Source organism: Paenibacillus sp. FSL R5-0744 (assembly GCF_037972555.1).
Lineage (GTDB): Bacteria > Bacillota > Bacilli > Paenibacillales > Paenibacillaceae > Paenibacillus_AQ.
Genome location: NZ_CP150228.1, coordinates 6,006,931 through 6,023,536 on the forward strand (window position 1 = coordinate 6,006,931; position 16,606 = coordinate 6,023,536).

Here is a 16,606-nt window from a genome sequence, read left to right on the forward strand (position 1 = left end):
CACATCTTTCGGACTTTGTATATTGGTTAAACAAAGTTTTGATAAGTTTTTTTTGTCCATTTTTTGGGCCCCTGTCTAGCCTCCTCTCTCCTCTTCCCAAATATAGGAGATCCCTGTTGGAAAATTTCCTCTGGACGCTACGTATTGCAATTTGCAGCACATCACTCTAGACTAAGTGGCATACAACAAATGGGAACTATGCCAAGCTAAAACGCCTTTAGCGTCCTTTTAAGGACGGTAAGCGTTTATGCGAGAATTATAAGGAGAAAGTATACCGTGAAGCTTATACTTTCTTATAATTTAAGAAGGATGTGTGATTTGTGAAGGTTACTGGAGACCAAGCGCTGGTCAAAAAAATAAATAAATCGATTGTACTACATACCATTCGAAGACACTCTCCACTCTCGCGCGCGAAGGTCTCAGAGATGACCGGACTGAATAAAGCTACTGTGTCCAATTTGGTAGCCGAGCTGTGCACGCAAGAATTGGTAACTGAAGTCGGACCTGGGGAATCAAGCGGTGGCCGCAAACCGTTAATGCTGCATTTTAACACGATGGCTGGTAGTGTAATCGGCATAGAATTACGGGTAAAGCAGCTAACAGCGGTCTTATGTGATCTGAGCGGGGGCATTCTTTACGAAAGCGATTTTTCTTTAGAAAACCATGATTTCCCTTACGTTCTGGAACAAATGAAAAAACTTATCTCAGGCTTGATTATCAACGCTCCAGAATCCCCTTACGGCATCGTCGGCATCGGAGTAGGTGTCCCCGGGATGGTGGATGAAAATGGTGTTGTACTCTTCGCTCCCAACCTTGGCTGGGAAATGGTCGAGCTGCGAGCGATACTCGAAGCTGAATTTTCCGTTCCTGTCACCATTGATAACGAAGCGAACGCGGGTGCACAGGGTGAACTCAACTTTGGAGCGGCACGAGAGGTAAGGCATCTCCTTTACATCAGTGCGGGATCAGGGATCGGATCTGGAATTATTATTGGTGGAGAACTATACAAGGGTGCTAGAGGATATGCCGGCGAAACCGGACATATGACGATTGAAGCCCAAGGCAAGCCTTGCAGTTGCGGGAGTCGTGGCTGTTGGGAGTTATATGCCTCTGAGAAAACTTATGATAATCCCGATCTCTCCCTCCCTGCCCATACTACGCCAGAGCTGGTTCGCTATGCAGCCAGCGGGCAAGAAGACGCCCTGCATCACTTCTCAACGATGGGTGAATATCTCGGTATCGGGGTGACCAATCTAATCAATAGCTTCAATCCAGAGCTTATTGTGATCGGTGGGGCATTGTCTGAGGCTGAAGAATGGCTAGGCGAACCGCTGCGCCGGGTTGTAGCTGAGCGTACTCTTCCTTACCATAAGCAGCAACTCGAAATTACATTCTCTAAGCTCGGCAGCCGTGGAACGATGATCGGCGCAGGTTTCTCTGCTGTTATGCATTTCCTGGGCGATATTCGGGTGACCCTATAATCCATAACGGTAAGCGAAGCGTTTATGTGAGAAATATAAGAATAATTTATAGCGTGGAACATATACATTCTTATATTTTGAAATAATTGACGTAAAATTGACGCATTTGAGTGAATCAAAAGTGCAGTAAAAAGAACAGAAATCCTATATAATAAAGGTCAAGCTAGTGTGATATTTATCACTACAACCCCTTTTTTGAAATGGAGAGCGAGTCCATGACCTATGTTGATACGTCTGATATCTCGGCACAGATGTTCATCACTGTGTTGCTTTTTCTGCTCATTATTGCCCCTTTGATCAGCCTCGGCGTGCTCCGTTTTTTTCAAGCTAAAAAGAAATCAGGATTTATTCTTATTGGCAGCGGCGCTGCTGTATACGTACTATTTCAGCTCATTACATCTTTCACTCAAACCTAAACTCTACTTCTAGATCTACTTTCATAAAAATAGTCTGCGCACAGATGCGTCAGACTATTTTTTGTATGCTAAAGCTCGCAGGTATTTTATACTTTCTTATATTTCAAAAAAGACCGCCTCCTAATCGGAAGCGGCCCATTACAATTTCCTTATGGAAATCTTATTTAACAAGAAGAAACGACTTTATCGTCCTATTAAGACGACATCGGCTCCTCGTAGAAATATAAGAATATTATAGTTGTGCAGCATATAAATTCTTATATTTTCAAACAGTCGCGAGTGCTTTGTCGAACTGAGTTTTGTTCATGCCAACAATTTTATGCTCACCGATTACAGTTACAGGAATAGCCCTCACTCCCATGTCCCATACTTGCTGAGCAAAATCATCGTTCTGCTCGACATTGCGTTCTTCGTAGGATACGCCTTTTTCGCTTAAAAAGCTCTTCACCTGACGGCAATGCGGGCAATTTGTTGAGGTATATACAATTACATTCTCCATGGTATGACCTCCTATAAAAGATATACAGTGATGATATCAATTGTAGCATTGAGGGTTTTTCAAACCAAATTATAGAATAACTGCACTGTGCTCCAAGCTTTCGATATATTTCTCAGCATCCATAGCTGCCATACATCCACTACCTGCTGCAGTAATCGCTTGTCTGTAACGAGTATCCTGTACATCACCACATGCGAACACACCTGGGATATTAGTTTCGGAAGTGCCTGGGTTCGTCATGATATAGCCATCCGCATTGGTTGTGATCTGTCCACCTAAGAAAGAGGTATTAGGGTGGTGGCCAATCGCAACAAACACGCCGCTTGCTTCGATGATTTCTTCTTCACCAGTCTCATTGTTAAGCACTTTTAGTCCATTGACGCCTCTTTCGCTCGAAGTCACTTCCAGAGGAGTACGGTTCAAGTTCCAATCTACTTTAACATTAGCGCGTACACGATCCTGCATGATCTTCGAAGCACGCAATTCTCCACGACGGTGCACCAAAGTCACTTTGGAAGCAAAACGAGTCAAGAAACCCGCTTCCTCAAGTGCGGAATCTCCGCCACCAACAACCACGATCTCTTTATTACGGAAGAAAAATCCGTCACAGGTAGCGCAGGTGCTCACACCGCGTCCTACGTTATCTTGCTCCCCTGGGATACCGAGGTATTTCGCTGTAGCGCCTGTGGAAATGATCAATGTATCTGTAGTAAGAACACCCATTCCTTCAACATTCAGCTTAAAAGGGCGCTCTCCAAGTTCTACACTGTTCACCCAGCCCGTACGGAATTCTGCACCAAAACGTTCAGCTTGTTTACGCATATTATCCATCAAGTCAGGGCCCATGATTCCTTCAGGAAATCCAGGGAAATTCTCCACTTCTGTAGTTGTGGTTAATTGTCCACCGGGTTGAGGTCCTTCGATGACTAGTGGGTTCAAATTGGCACGAGCCAAATAGATAGCGGCGGTTAATCCTGCCGGTCCAGTACCAACAATTATTGATTTATACATATCTATGTCCTCCTTGAGCTAAACGGCATTGACGTCGCTTCTTATTTAAAATAATTATAATGTAGTGTTAATTATGATAACTGAAAGCAAATATGTCAATATGCCAGACTCCCAAGTTCCGAAACTATTTTGTGAACAATTTAATTTCAAAAAATATTATCTCAATAATCTTAGTCCATTTAGAATCACTAATATCGTACTGCCTTCATGCCCTATCACGCCAAAAGGAAGTGCGATCCCTTGCACAAAGTTGCTGATCATAAGCACTGCAATCACAGTCACAGCAAAAATCATATTTTGCTTCACAATACGCTGCGAACGACGCGCCAATGATATCGTTGAAGCGATCTCTTCTATATTATCATTCATAAGCACTACATCGGCTATTTCAAGTGCTGCGCCGCTTCCTTTCATGCCCATCCCCATGCCTACGGTTGCTGTCGCCAAAGCTGGTGCATCATTCACACCATCACCTACCATAACAACGTGACCATACTTTTCACGTAGTGCTTTGATATGCTTTACTTTATCCTCCGGTAATAGATCGGCAAATACCATATCCACTCCAGTAGTACCTGCAATAACCTGAGCTGTAGCGTCACGGTCACCGGTAAGCATTGCCACTTTAATCCCGAGCTCCTGCAGCTTACGCACTGCGGCTTCTGCTTGTGGGCGAACCGTATCCTGTAAAGCAATCATTCCGGCAATTTGCTCACCGTCCAGAATGATGGAGACGGTCTTCCCTTCTTCAGCCAACTGCTGCCGCTTAAGTTTCCAATGCTCTAGTTCAGGATTCATAGCAGATGGAGTCAGCTCATCGAGCAAATTAGACTTTCCGATTCTCCAGAGATGTCCGTCGATTTGACCTTCAATTCCCCAACCTGTGATGGTTTTACTGTCTTCTACTCCCTGTAGCGCTAAACCTTCCTCTTCTGCTTTACGCACAATCGCTTCCGCCAGTGGATGACGGGACATATGCTCAATGGATGCGCTAACCGTTAGCAACTCTTGCCGACTGTAGCCTTCACCTGCAATAAAATCAGTTACCTGAGGAGTTCCCTCTGTGAGCGTACCTGTCTTATCGAATGCCACAACCGTTGTGCGAGCCATATTTTCCAGATGGACCCCGCCTTTAAACAGAACCCCTTTTCGCGCACTTTTGGAGATGGCTGACAGCATCGCTGGCATAATGGAAGAGACCAAAGCGCAAGGTGATGCTACTACTAGAAAGACCATCGCTTTATAGAAGGTTGCGCTCCAGCTCCAGTCCAGCAAAAACGGTGGAAGGATAATCAGTGCCACTGTCGAGGCTACGACAACCCGTGCATAGATGGCTTCTAGTCTTTTAATAAAACGCTGGGAGTTAGGAACTTCCGTTTCTGCCTCTTCTACCATTTTGATGATTTTAGCAAAAAGGGTATTCTCAGCTGCTTTCGTTACCTCAATATAAAGGGGGCCTTCTCCATTCACAGTGCCTGCAAAAACTTCACTACCGGCACATTTCTCTACAGGAACCGATTCTCCCGTAATGGAAGCCTGATCTACTGCTGATTCCCCCCGGTATACCTTGCCGTCTGCCGGAATCAAATCCCCCGGGCGCACAAGCAGCAGATCTCCGATCACCAGCTGGTCGATATTAACCTCATTCATACTTCCTTTTTCAATGCGCATAGCCGTGGCCGGTTTGAGTGCCATCAGCGAGGAAATATCCTTTTTACTACGTTCCATCGTATAACTCTCTAATGCTCCACTAAGTGCAAAAATGAAAATAAGCATAGCACCTTCATTCCAGTATCCAATGGAAGCTGCGCCTAGTGCGGCTGCAATCATTAATAGGTTCACATCGAGATCTCGTTCTTTGACGAGCGTTTCTACGCCTTCTTTTGCCTTGTTCCAGCCACCAATCGTATAAGAAATGACATAGAGCGCTATGGAAAGAATTTCTGACCATCCACCAACTGACCAAGCGAAAAGCATAAGCAGTCCGCTACCAAGTGCAGCCTGCATTTCAGAATTGCTGAGCATGGCACGCGGATCGAACCGGCGCTTTGGAGCGCCTGGCTTCTTCATGCTGCCAGAGATAGATGACTGCTTGGGTAAATGTTTTGATGTTGCTTGCATAATAATCGCCGTCCTTTAAAGTTTTGTGGAGTTTTACTTCATTGACTCTACTTCGCAACAAAACTTGCTTCGTGAGCATACGCTTTGTTTTGTGGAGTTTTACTTCTGCCAAGTGAGAATGAGAGCCATTATTAAGACCCCTAAAATGACACATGCTGCCCCGGCTTAGCCGGGACAGCATGATTGAAAACTATAGGTAGTGAGAATGATAATCATTGTTGCAATAGTACAACTATATTTCCTTAGTGCAACTTATATTTTAATCATACCACCAGGAATTAAAAAGTAAAGCCTATCTATTCAGCTAACCGCCATTTATTTCAGAATATGTGTTAGCTACCCATTTAGTGGCGAATTTTATCTAAAAGCTCTGTTGAAGAAGAGCTCCCAACAATAAATTACAGTGATCATTCAATAACGAAGAGCAGTGATTCTCCAATAACGGCAGAATCACTGCTCTTTTGTCTTTTTATCGATTCTAAATGAAACGTATCGTCTTATTTAGAAGAGAAAGCGGCTTATGTGACAGCCGCTTCGTTGTTGTCTTACTGCCTTCCACCGGCGGCAGTATCCAGTGTTTCCTGCTGCCTGGCGATCCAGATCAGACAGGCTGCTCTAAGCAGCGCTTCGGTCCGCTGACCTGCGCTGCAAAAGATCCCGCTGAGGCCGATCTGATACAGATCGGCCAAAGCCGACGCCGCCGGAGTCCCCGCGGCGAGAACTACCGCCGCCGGCTTCACGCTCCGCACGGCGGCAAGGATCTCGCCCGCCGACAGGGTGAAGCCCTCTGCGGCGGCCCCTTCCGGCGCGAGCTCGCTCGCCGCGCCGTCGAGCACTAGGAAATCGGCGATGCGCGCGATTTCCGCGGCGGCGGAGGGCTCCACATCGGGCGCGATCAGCGCCCCGATGCGGCACGCCGCCGCATAAGCGTGGCCGAGTGTCTGATCGGCCACGACCTCGATGAATTCGCGCTTTGCGGCGAATTCGGCTCCGCTTGCGGTGTAGGCGACCAGCAGGTCAAGGCGGCAATCGCCGCCTTGCCGCTGGCTCTCCGCCACCGCAGTAAAAAGCGCTTCGAGCTGCGCGTCCTGAAGCGCGGTGAGCTTTGTGGGCTGCGCCGCAAGCTCCTCTGGATGCAGCAGGGTGAGCGCTGCCCATTCACCATCCGGCGATTCCAGCAGCGCTGTGGTCGCTGCCTGCAATCGATAATAAATCCGCTGCAGCATTCGATTAGCCTGCAGCTCATCTTCACTGGATAACCAGTTCTCATAAAGACAGAACAATTCAGGTTCAAGCAGCCATTCCTCACTTCGTATCAGACAAGGTCCAGCTTGAACGGATCTTGTTCCTTCTCTTGTAGTAGGGCGCTCTTCACGTTCTTCTCGTCCTTCACGCAGCACTAAGAAAGCCGACTGTTCTCCAGGGCGCTTAAAATAAGAACGGTTCAAAGGTTCTAAGACATCCTTCTGCTCTACTCCGGTGATAAATTCTGCGGCAGCGGAGGCAACGGATCCGGCTTGGCTCATTTCCATCCCAACAGCCCGATCACCGGCCTTATACATGAACTTGAACGGGCGCTCTTCACTACTCCGAAAACCATCCTGCTGACGTTCACCCTTCATCTTCGCACCCACCCTTTATCTTTGGATTGCTGCCGGTACGCCTAGTAAATAAACATCAAGCCACCGACATCTTATTACCACACTTATAAATACGGGAACCTCCCATGAAATATGCAAGCGTTGCCAAATCATATGAATAATTAGCCTTATTAAATCACAAAAAAAGGCATTGCCGCATAGCAGCAGATGCCTTCCTTGAACTTCGTTGTTCTATTGTTGACTGGCGGCAATGGCCTGTTCCAGATCATAAATAATATCATCAATAGATTCCGTACCAATCGATAAGCGGAGCAATTCCGGAGTTACTCCTGCTGTGGTTTGCTCTTCATCCGACAGCTGTGCATGTGTTGTGCTTGCAGGGTGGATAATCAATGACTTGGAGTCACCGACATTCGCCAAATGCGAGAACAGCTTCACATTTTCAATCAGCTTGCGTCCCGCAGCACTTCCACCTTTAATACCGAAGGTAAGGATCGCGCCTTGACCTTTAGGTAAATACTTTTGCGCTAATTCATGAGATGGATGAGTAGGAAGTCCAGAATAACTTACCCATTCTACATCTGCGTGTGCCTCCAAATATTGCGCAACCTTTAGTGCATTCTGGCTGTGACGTTCCATCCGCAAATGAAGTGTCTCGAGCCCTTGCAACAGCATCCAAGAGTTAAATGGTGAAATAGAAGCACCTAAATCGCGAAGTAATTGAACGCGGGCTTTGATAATATAAGCAATCGGTCCAACAGCTTCCGTATAAACAACGCCATGATAACTTGGATCAGGCTCTGTAAGTCCTGGGAACTTACCGCTTGCCTTCCAATCGAACTTACCACCGTCTACAATAATTCCACCGATAGATGTACCATGCCCGCCGATGAATTTAGTTGCCGAATGAACAACGATGTCAGCTCCATGCTCAATCGGACGCAGTAAATATGGGCTTGGGAACGTATTATCCACAATAAGAGGAATTCCATGTTCGTGTGCGATTGCTGCAACGGCTTCAATATCTAGTACATTCCCCTGTGGGTTACCAATAGTTTCTGCATACAAAGCTTTGGTTTTATCATTAATCGCAGCACGGAAGTTCTCTGGATTATCCGAATCCACAAAATGCACCTTAATACCAAGCTTAGGCAGCGTTGTAGAAAAAAGATTATAAGTTCCACCGTATAGGCTTGCCGCAGATACAATTTCATCCCCAGCGCCCGCAATATTTAGAATGGAGAAAGAAATAGCCGCTGCCCCGGAAGCTGTAGCAAGTGCACCTGCTCCACCTTCTAGTGCTGCCAAACGCTGTTCAAATACATCTGTAGTCGGATTCATCAGCCGAGTGTAAATATTACCGAATTCTTTAAGCGCAAACAGATCCGCTGCATGATCAGCATCACGGAATCCATAAGACGTGGTCTGATAAAGCGGTACAGCACGTGCGAAAGTAGTTGGATCAATTTCCTGGCCTGCATGAACAGTCAAAGTTTCAAATGACAGCTTACGGTCTTCTGACATAGGTATTTCCTCCCTTTATAAATAAGAATAGAAATCTTTAACAAATAATAATTGTACCCATTCTCTCATAAACGACATCATTTGAAAAGAAAAAAATCTCATTATTCCGGTGCGAATTATTATATTTTGATTTATTCGAAGGAAAGCATGTCCGATGAATATCAGATAACGCTTTCAATAAAAATTTTTAAGCCGAAGAAACGTGTATAACCATATGTACCTGACACAGAACGTCTACGCAATAAAAAATAGAATAGCGGCGGATAAAGCTTATCCACCTCATCTCACCGCTACCATTTTACTTATCTTCTTTTAGTAATTGCTTTGACTTGTTTCACCCTTAGCAATCGCTACACCGCCGCTGGTACCAATACGGCTTGCACCAGCTTGTACCATTACATGTGCATCTTCTGCACTACGAACACCACCGGAAGCCTTCACACCCACATTAGGTCCAACCGTTGCACGCATCAGCGCGATATCTTCCTTCGTTGCCCCACCTGTAGAGAATCCTGTGGATGTTTTTACGAAGTCTGCTCCAGCTTCAACAGAAAGCTTGCAGGCACGAACCTTTTCTTCTTCCGTTAATAAACAGGTCTCGATAATGACCTTAGTCAGTGCTTTGCCGCGAGCTGCGTCTACAACTGCTGCAATATCACGTTTAACCAACTCATTGTCACCATCTTTCAGCGCTCCGATGTTGATGACCATATCCACTTCACCTGCACCATTAGCGATAGCATTGGTAGTCTCAAATGCTTTGGTCTCTGTTGTCGAGGATCCGAGCGGGAAGCCGATAACTGTGCAGACTTTAACCTCAGGCGTATCCTTCAACACTTCATGGGCAGTAGCTACCCAAGCAGGGTTTACGCAGACTGAAGCAAACTTATATGCTTTTGCTTCCTCTGCCAATTTAACGATATCTTCTTTCCGTGCATCAGCTTTAAGCAGTGTATGATCAATGATCCGCGATAATGTAATTTCGCTCATTTTTGTCATTCCTCCATGATTTGGATAGTGAATTTTTTTCATCTCTGTAATCATACCAATAGAACTCTGCTTTGCAAAGTCGACTGGACGATCAGACCCACCCTAACCTCGATTAACTCATATAAATACACTTAGAGAAGGTCATTATTTACTAAATTATCTTTTCAAGTTAATTTTATACCTTCTTGTATTTTTTAAAATATAAAGGATAATCCCCCTAAACTTTCCCATTAAAAAATACGATAATATCTATATAAATGGGTTTTTTAGCCTATTTATTTAAATTTTTCTTTCATCATATTTAGGAGGAGATCGATTTAAAATGGGAAACTTTAATTTCACCTCAAACGCTGCAGCCCAAAAACTGAATGTACAAGTAGAAGGTTCTATGTCACCGGAGGACGCCGGGCGCTTCATTCAGGAGTACAACCAAATCGTAAGTACATTTGACCCAGCACAATATGAGATCATTTTAGATTGCAAGACATTAAACGTATCCTCGCCCGACACTCTTCCTATGCTTGAGCAATGCTACATACTGTATAAAGAATCAGGATTTAAAAAAGTAACCTTCATTATTGCCAAAAGCCCTGTCCTAAAAATGCAGCTAAGCCGAGTAGCCCGGGCAACGAAATTAGAAAATTACGAAATTATTGAAGCATAGGAGGTTTCATTTGGGACATATAACCATCCGCCAAGCCGCTTATTACCATCCGGAACATGTCGTATCTAATGATTATTATCTGGAGCATTTCCAGAGTATGGGCAAGGACATTAAGCGATTCCTAGAAGTCATGGGTCGTGACCGGAGATACATCGTAAACGATAAGGATGAAAATGCCCTAACGATGGGACTCAAGGCCGCCCAAAAAGCGCTACAAGAAGCCAATTTACAAGGTGAAGATATGGATATGATCATGTTCGCTTCACAGACACCGGAATATACCTATCCTACCAACGCACTCCTGCTGCACCGCATGCTACAAGGTAAACATCGGACCATTACGCAAGATTCCAATGCCAACTGTGCAGGAATGGTGTCTGCTGTAGAGCAGACAAGTCGTTATATGCAAGCTAATTCTAGTATCCGGTACGCACTCGTCGTGGGAAGCGACTATAGCTCAGTGCACTGCAATACGGATGATGAAATTACTTACCCTAACTTCGGGGATGCCGCAGCAGCTGTCATTCTGGAACGAAGTAGCGAGCAATCAGGCTTCATTGACTCCCTTTGTTACACTGATTCTGAGGGATCTGAGAATATTATGTTCCCTGCTTGCGGTTTATCGAATATTTATCACGAAGACATTACACCTGAGCAAATTCGGATACGCTGGACACCCTTTGACGGTACAGTTTGTGTAAATGCGGCGGTTGCAGACATGAAAGAGCTTCTCTCAAGAAACGGCCTGACTACAGATGATATATCTGCCTTCTGCCTTTCACAATTCTCTCTCAAAAATATCGAGCTCATCCAAGAGGGTCTTGGACTTACTGATGAGAAATTCATCTATGTAGGTGACGAGTTCGGGTATACAGCTACAAGCAGTCCTTTTATCGCCTTTCAACGCGGAGTCGAAGACGGACGAATCAAACGTGGCGACTATGTCTTCTTCTGGTCGGTTGGTGCTGGTTGGCAAATTCCTACAATGCTTTATCAATATTAATAGCATAAAAAGCCCTACTTCTATAGAAGTAGGGCTTTCTCATCAGAGGAAACAAATCAGAAATCTAATAATGAATTATTTAGTCAGGGATTGAACATCCACAAATGGAGTGGCTCCCCCTGTTACAGATGGCAGTACGCCGTTCCATTTTTCCAGCGCTTTCTCCTGAACCTCTATTTGCTTCAGCTGCACCAGCTCAGGTGTAACCTCCTGCTTCTTAAGTCTTAAAGATTCGGCTTCGGCTTGAGCTTGTGCGATCTTTTGCTTCGCTTCGATTTCAATCCGCCGGAGATCATTTTCGGCCTTCAGCGCCTGCTGCTGGGCGACCTGCTTCGCTTCAATCGACTGGTTAAACGCCTCAGAGAATTTAAAGTTAACAATGTTAATATCGTTGACGATCAGATCATATTTTGCCAGCCTAGCGGTTAAGTGCTCACTGATCTCACTCGACACTACATCACGGCGTGTAATCAAATCCTCTGCTGGATATTTGGCTGTCACTTCTTTAACGATTTCTTGAATGGCCGGATTGATAATTACATTATCAAAATTACCTCCGATATTGTTCATCAGATTAAAGGCAGAAGCCTTATTTACGGAATAGTTCACCGCTACATGTGTGGATACGGGCTGAAGATCTTTTGAAGAGGCTGAAGTATCGGTCTCCGCTTTCGTTACCTGCGTATTGACTTGAATCACCGTCTGAATAAACGGAACTTTAAAATGAATACCAGGTGACAACGTATTGTCATTTAATTTACCAAAGGTTTTGTACAAACCTACATGCCCATATTCCACAGATACAAAAGAGTTCGCGCCAATCAACAATACAATGAGCACCGCTGCAACACCGCTAACTATTTTCCCCGGTCGCAGCTGTTTCAATTTCGGATTCATTTGCATATTCATCCAATACCCCTCCTAGATTATGGATAATCATTTAAGCTTAATCGTCTATACGGAGGTTCGAGGGAATTGGTCGCAGGAAGTATTTCAGCAGCAGTAGTCATGGCATTACCGCTCTGGGATCAGTCCTTCTAGGGTCAATCGGAATCTTTTGCTCTGCTTGTCCCCGATATTAAAAGCTTCATATATTCCTTCATCCGTTAGCACTACGGAGTCCGCCCTTAAAGCATCATTAACGTAACTTACCTCAGCATGATCAACATTCCAGCGGTAAATGTAGGCACTCATTGGATTTCCATGCGCGGCTACACCCTCAATAGATCCATCCCCATCAACATCCAGCTCTTTGGAATGTCCGGTATCTATCTGCAGCAATCCCGAGGGGTTACCACTCTCGTCGATTAAATAATAGTTAGTGAGCGAGTTATTTGCTCCTAGTCCACCGGTGATTTTCAGCACCTTTTCGCTAAAAATCCGCACCACTTCTACCTTGATATCCTCCGGCTGACGATAATTATAAGTTCCTATCGCCCCTAGACTGTATTGTCCTTTGGAAGTAGAAATGTTGGCATACACATAGTCTTCGTCACTAGCCATCGTATACACCTTCACTTTGACTCCTCCGAAATTATCCAGCTTCTTCTCTGTAATCAAAGTAGCGCCTGTAGGTGGAGCACTTAGTTGAGAGACTACGGGGATTGTATCCACCAGCATCCACTCCAGCTTCATGAGGTTAGCAGAGGTGTCTGTTGGCTTCGGTCTTGATGTGTGGTAATCGTTAGCCGATTGAAGGGGGGATGGGTCAACCTGATGTTGGCAACCTGCCAGCAGATTCATTAGAAGCAAAACTGTCAGCGTAACGGATTTATGTAAAGGAAACATCTCCTATTCACTTCCTATCCTCTTTTTAAAATTAAATCTTTCATTAATCATAGATGAAGTTAGAATTTCAATTGTTACTTTTAGGGGGCGGGAGGGTTAATTTATTGTCTTTTGAGGGCATGCGTCGATCAAAAGGCTAAATGGGCATACAAAAAACCCGCATCAAATGCGGGTTTGAGTGGAAAGTATCAAGAACCTAGCAGTTCAAGCGCCAGTAGTCGGTAAACCTCTAGACGTTTCTCCTGCGAATGCGGAATGCTGCATATCATCGCTTCCTGGAAACCATATTGAGCTTGTTCTTCTTGCAAGCGTGCGGCGATGTCTTTAACCGCACCAACCAAATGAATCTTACGGCTTTCCTTGATTGACATCCGGTCAATTTCCGATAACGATATGTTCTGAGCTTCTTCTGGTGTCAGCACCTGAGTAATTCTGCCCTTGCTCATCATCAACCGAAAAATATCCTGCGGTAATGCCTCATACTCAGCTTCTTCCTTCGTTTCTGCTGTGGTTACCATATAGGATACACTAATCTCAGGTTTGTCCATGAAGATAGAAGGCTGGTAGTTATTCCGATATTGATCCAAAATCTCATTACTCATCGCACCATTAAAAAATTGCGCAAAGGAGTATCCGACTCCCATCTGTGCTGCTTTTCGCGCACTGTTGCCGCTCGAGCCTAACAACCATACCTCAGGGAGCGCCACCTTCGTTGGAGCGGCAAGATTTTTGGCATACAACTCATTTTCCGGAATCTGATCACTAAGCAGCTGCATAGTAATGCCAAGCTTATCATACATGTTATGCAGCATTAACTCGCGGCCTTCAGACAGAGCGTACATGGCACTTGTATCGCCACCAGGAGCTCGTCCCACACCGAAATCAATTCTCCCCGGGGAAAAAGCACTTAACGTTTTAAATACTTCCGCCAGCTTAAGTGGAGAATAATGCATCATCATTACACCGCCGGTGCCGATTCGAATACGGTTGGTCTTAGCGGCTAAACGGGCTGCCGTTACTTCCGGAGCTGAGCTAGCAAATGTATTTCCGCCATGGTGCTCAGCCATCCACATTCTGCTATATCCCAACTCATCTGCTAAAATAGCTAGTTCTTCTGCTTTATTCAGAGCACCTTCCGCTGTGTTACCACTTGTCACGGGTGCCTGATCCAATACGCTTAATCTCATGCGAATACATCCCTTCTTTGGTCAGATGACCATTTTATTGCTGATCCATTCCTCTAAGGCTGCAATCTTATCTTTAAAGCGTTCACCACGCATTTCCTCCGACAACGAAGCAATAGTCTCCCGCTTTAATACAGCTTTCCAAGAGGATTCAGCTTCTTCCATCAGATTGGTTAACAGGCAGCAGCTATCTTCTTTTTCTAAATCCAACATGTCTACCAGAATACCATTGGATGAATACAGCGACTGCTGTCCTTCCACCGCAAGGTAAACGTCATATACACGAATATCTTCAGGTCTCTTCTTTAATTTAAAGCCACCTTTAATGCCGGGAACAGACGTGATGATGTCTGCGGTTACCAGCTTTCTTAACAGTTTCTGAAAATAGGTCGCCGATGCTCCGAGCTGCTGGCTAATCGCTTCTCCAGACAACACCGCTTTGTCCGGCAGCATGTTAAGCAGAACCAGTGCATACACTGACTGTTCTACCCCTGTTTTCATATGCATGTACAGCACCTCGATCTACATAAATTGCTTAATATAAACTGTAGACTATACCACCCGCGTATAAAGCGGATAAACATTATCCACTTTATACTTTATATCAGTTTGCACCAAAAGTAAAACCCTGCTCGTCTTCTCTTACAGTTAATATCTGCTATAAAAAAAAGATCGCGCATATAGCGCAATCTTTTTCATATGGATAGTCCCACCCGCTGAACCAGCTGTGAGCTCTGATCATTAAGTCCGGTAATGGTGACTTTTTTGCCACGCTCGGCGTATTTGCTCATCGTCTTCGCTATGGCATGAACTGCGGATTGGTCCCACACATGGGAATGTGAAAAATCGATAATAATATGATCGGGATCGCTATCGTAGGCGAATTCATGAATGAAGTGGCTTGTCGTGCCGAAGAACAGCTGGCCGGTAACCGCATATGTTTTGGAAGAGGCAGCTTCCTGAACTGTTAGGCGGATCGAAGCTATTTTCCAAGCAAACGTTAAAGCACTTAGCAGAACCCCAAACAAAACGCCAATAGAAAGATTGTCTGTAGCCACCACGGTGACCACCGTCACAATCATAACCAACGCATCGCTAAGCGGAACACGGGTTAGAGATTTAAGCGAGCCCCATTCAAAGGTGCTGATACAGACCATTATCATTACGCCAACGAGCGCGCCCATCGGAATCTGCTTAACCACATCGCCAAGTACGATAATGAGGAACAATAAAAAGATCCCTGATACAAACGTGGACAGACGCGTGCGTCCTCCTGACTTCATGTTAACCATTGACTGGCCAATCATCGCACAGCCTGCCATCCCTCCGAAAAAACCAGTGACTACATTCGCCAGCCCCTGTCCCTTCGCCTCTCTGTTCTTATCACTACCTGTGCCCGTAATATCGTCTATTAAGGTGGCAGTCATCAGTGATTCCAATAGCCCAACTACGGCCAGCGAGAGTGAATATGGCAAAATAATAAGCAGCGTATCCAGCGTGAACGGAATCTGCGGTAAATGGAATAGTGGCAAAGTTGCTGTAATATTCCCCATATCCCCTACGGTTCTTACGTCCAGATGAAGAGCGATGCTAAGAATAGAAACGATAACAATCGCTACAAGCGCTGAGGGTACGGCTTTGGTAAACCGAGGAACCGTATAGATAATAAGCAATGTCAGAGCTACCAGTCCATACATCACCCAGCCTTGTCCCTTAAAATGGGTAAGCTGCGCCATGAAAATCAGTATCGCCAGCGCGTTGACAAACCCCGTCATGACCGGCTGTGGCAAAAAAGTGATGAATCGGCCCAGCTTTAGCATCCCCATCAATATCTGAAACACACCAGCCAGTACAGTTGCCGCGAACAGATACTCTATTCCATGCTCTAGTACGAGACTTCCGACTAATAGGGCCATAGCCCCTGTAGCCGCCGAGATCATTCCGGGTCTGCCTCCGGCAAGTGCGGTTACAATTGCAATACAAAAAGAGGCATATAAACCAACCATCGGACTTACTCCCGCCAAGATCGAAAAAGCGATCGCTTCAGGAATCAGTGCAACGGCTACGGTCATCCCCGATAAAATATCGGTTCGAGTGTTAGAAAACCACCCATTATTTAAGGTAAGCTGCTTCAAAATCTAATTTCCTCCTGTGACTAATAAGGTATATAGGCCTTTTCAAAAAGACCCGGGGCCGGTGCAACGCTAATGTTGCTTATTGTACTCGACCCACCTTCACCTTCACAAAAAGATTAGTTAGACTTGTAAGCGCTTATACACCTCATTTTCTAGCCAATCCTTAAAATATCATTCAAATTCTATATT

15 protein-coding genes are annotated in these 16,606 nt (G+C 45.2%); 4 read left to right on the forward strand and 11 right to left on the reverse strand.

From position 1 onward, the window contains the following. The first annotated feature begins 320 nt into the window (after nucleotides 1–320). Nucleotides 321–1,481 (forward strand): ROK family transcriptional regulator, encoded by a 1,161-nt coding sequence (locus tag MKY19_RS26525; RefSeq protein ID WP_339267246.1) that lies wholly within the window; start codon nucleotides 321–323, stop codon nucleotides 1,479–1,481. A gap of 215 nt (nucleotides 1,482–1,696) precedes the next feature. Continuing rightward, nucleotides 1,697–1,897 carry a hypothetical protein gene (locus MKY19_RS26530; protein WP_042191897.1) on the forward strand — a complete coding sequence of 67 codons (201 nt, stop codon included), beginning with the start codon at nucleotides 1,697–1,699 and terminating at the stop codon, nucleotides 1,895–1,897. A 265-nt stretch (nucleotides 1,898–2,162) separates the two neighbouring features. Here the strand turns inward: MKY19_RS26530 and MKY19_RS26535 are convergent, their stop codons facing one another. From MKY19_RS26535 to deoC, 6 genes are all read right to left on the reverse strand, one after another. After that, nucleotides 2,163–2,396, reverse strand: coding sequence for a glutaredoxin family protein (locus tag MKY19_RS26535; protein ID WP_042191899.1), 234 nt, complete (start codon nucleotides 2,394–2,396; stop codon nucleotides 2,163–2,165). A 69-nt stretch (nucleotides 2,397–2,465) separates the two neighbouring features. Further along, complete coding sequence (gene trxB / locus MKY19_RS26540) at nucleotides 2,466–3,407, reverse strand: thioredoxin-disulfide reductase (protein ID WP_042191901.1); 942 nt, start codon at nucleotides 3,405–3,407, stop codon at nucleotides 2,466–2,468. Between the two features lie 156 nt (nucleotides 3,408–3,563). Further along, entirely contained in the window at nucleotides 3,564–5,528 is a 1,965-nt protein-coding gene (locus MKY19_RS26545; RefSeq protein WP_339798652.1) for a heavy metal translocating P-type ATPase, read from the reverse strand. Between the two features lie 545 nt (nucleotides 5,529–6,073). Beyond that, entirely contained in the window at nucleotides 6,074–7,150 is a 1,077-nt protein-coding gene (locus tag MKY19_RS26550; RefSeq protein WP_339267250.1) for a hypothetical protein, read from the reverse strand. Between the two features lie 210 nt (nucleotides 7,151–7,360). Beyond that, a complete protein-coding gene (locus MKY19_RS26555; RefSeq protein WP_042131076.1) occupies nucleotides 7,361–8,653 on the reverse strand; it encodes a homocysteine synthase in 1,293 nt (430 codons plus the stop codon). 312 nt (nucleotides 8,654–8,965) lie between these two features. Beyond that, nucleotides 8,966–9,643, reverse strand: a complete 678-nt coding sequence (gene deoC, locus MKY19_RS26560; protein WP_339267252.1) for a deoxyribose-phosphate aldolase — start codon at nucleotides 9,641–9,643, stop codon at nucleotides 8,966–8,968. Between the two features lie 322 nt (nucleotides 9,644–9,965). On the opposite strand from deoC, the gene MKY19_RS26565 reads away from it, so the two are divergent. Beyond that, the gene (locus MKY19_RS26565; protein ID WP_042191906.1) at nucleotides 9,966–10,307 is read left to right on the forward strand and encodes a hypothetical protein; all 342 of its coding nucleotides are present in this window, start codon (nucleotides 9,966–9,968) and stop codon (nucleotides 10,305–10,307) included. 10 nt (nucleotides 10,308–10,317) lie between these two features. Beyond that, a complete protein-coding gene (locus tag MKY19_RS26570; RefSeq protein ID WP_339267253.1) occupies nucleotides 10,318–11,310 on the forward strand; it encodes a 3-oxoacyl-ACP synthase III family protein in 993 nt (330 codons plus the stop codon). Nucleotides 11,311–11,385: 75 nt separating this feature from the next. On the opposite strand, the gene MKY19_RS26575 is transcribed toward MKY19_RS26570, so the two are convergent. From MKY19_RS26575 to MKY19_RS26595, 5 genes are all read right to left on the reverse strand, one after another. Next, nucleotides 11,386–12,219, reverse strand: a complete 834-nt coding sequence (locus MKY19_RS26575; protein ID WP_042191910.1) for a prohibitin family protein — start codon at nucleotides 12,217–12,219, stop codon at nucleotides 11,386–11,388. A gap of 105 nt (nucleotides 12,220–12,324) precedes the next feature. After that, a complete protein-coding gene (locus tag MKY19_RS26580) occupies nucleotides 12,325–13,098 on the reverse strand; it encodes a hypothetical protein (RefSeq protein WP_339798658.1) in 774 nt (257 codons plus the stop codon). A 188-nt stretch (nucleotides 13,099–13,286) separates the two neighbouring features. Then, complete coding sequence (locus MKY19_RS26585) at nucleotides 13,287–14,285, reverse strand: LLM class flavin-dependent oxidoreductase (RefSeq protein ID WP_076285499.1); 999 nt, start codon at nucleotides 14,283–14,285, stop codon at nucleotides 13,287–13,289. A 21-nt stretch (nucleotides 14,286–14,306) separates the two neighbouring features. Then, the gene (locus MKY19_RS26590; RefSeq protein ID WP_042191916.1) at nucleotides 14,307–14,789 is read right to left on the reverse strand and encodes an Rrf2 family transcriptional regulator; all 483 of its coding nucleotides are present in this window, start codon (nucleotides 14,787–14,789) and stop codon (nucleotides 14,307–14,309) included. A gap of 188 nt (nucleotides 14,790–14,977) precedes the next feature. Beyond that, nucleotides 14,978–16,354, reverse strand: a complete 1,377-nt coding sequence (locus MKY19_RS26595; protein WP_256716398.1) for a SulP family inorganic anion transporter — start codon at nucleotides 16,352–16,354, stop codon at nucleotides 14,978–14,980. Nucleotides 16,355–16,606: the final 252 nt, after the last annotated feature.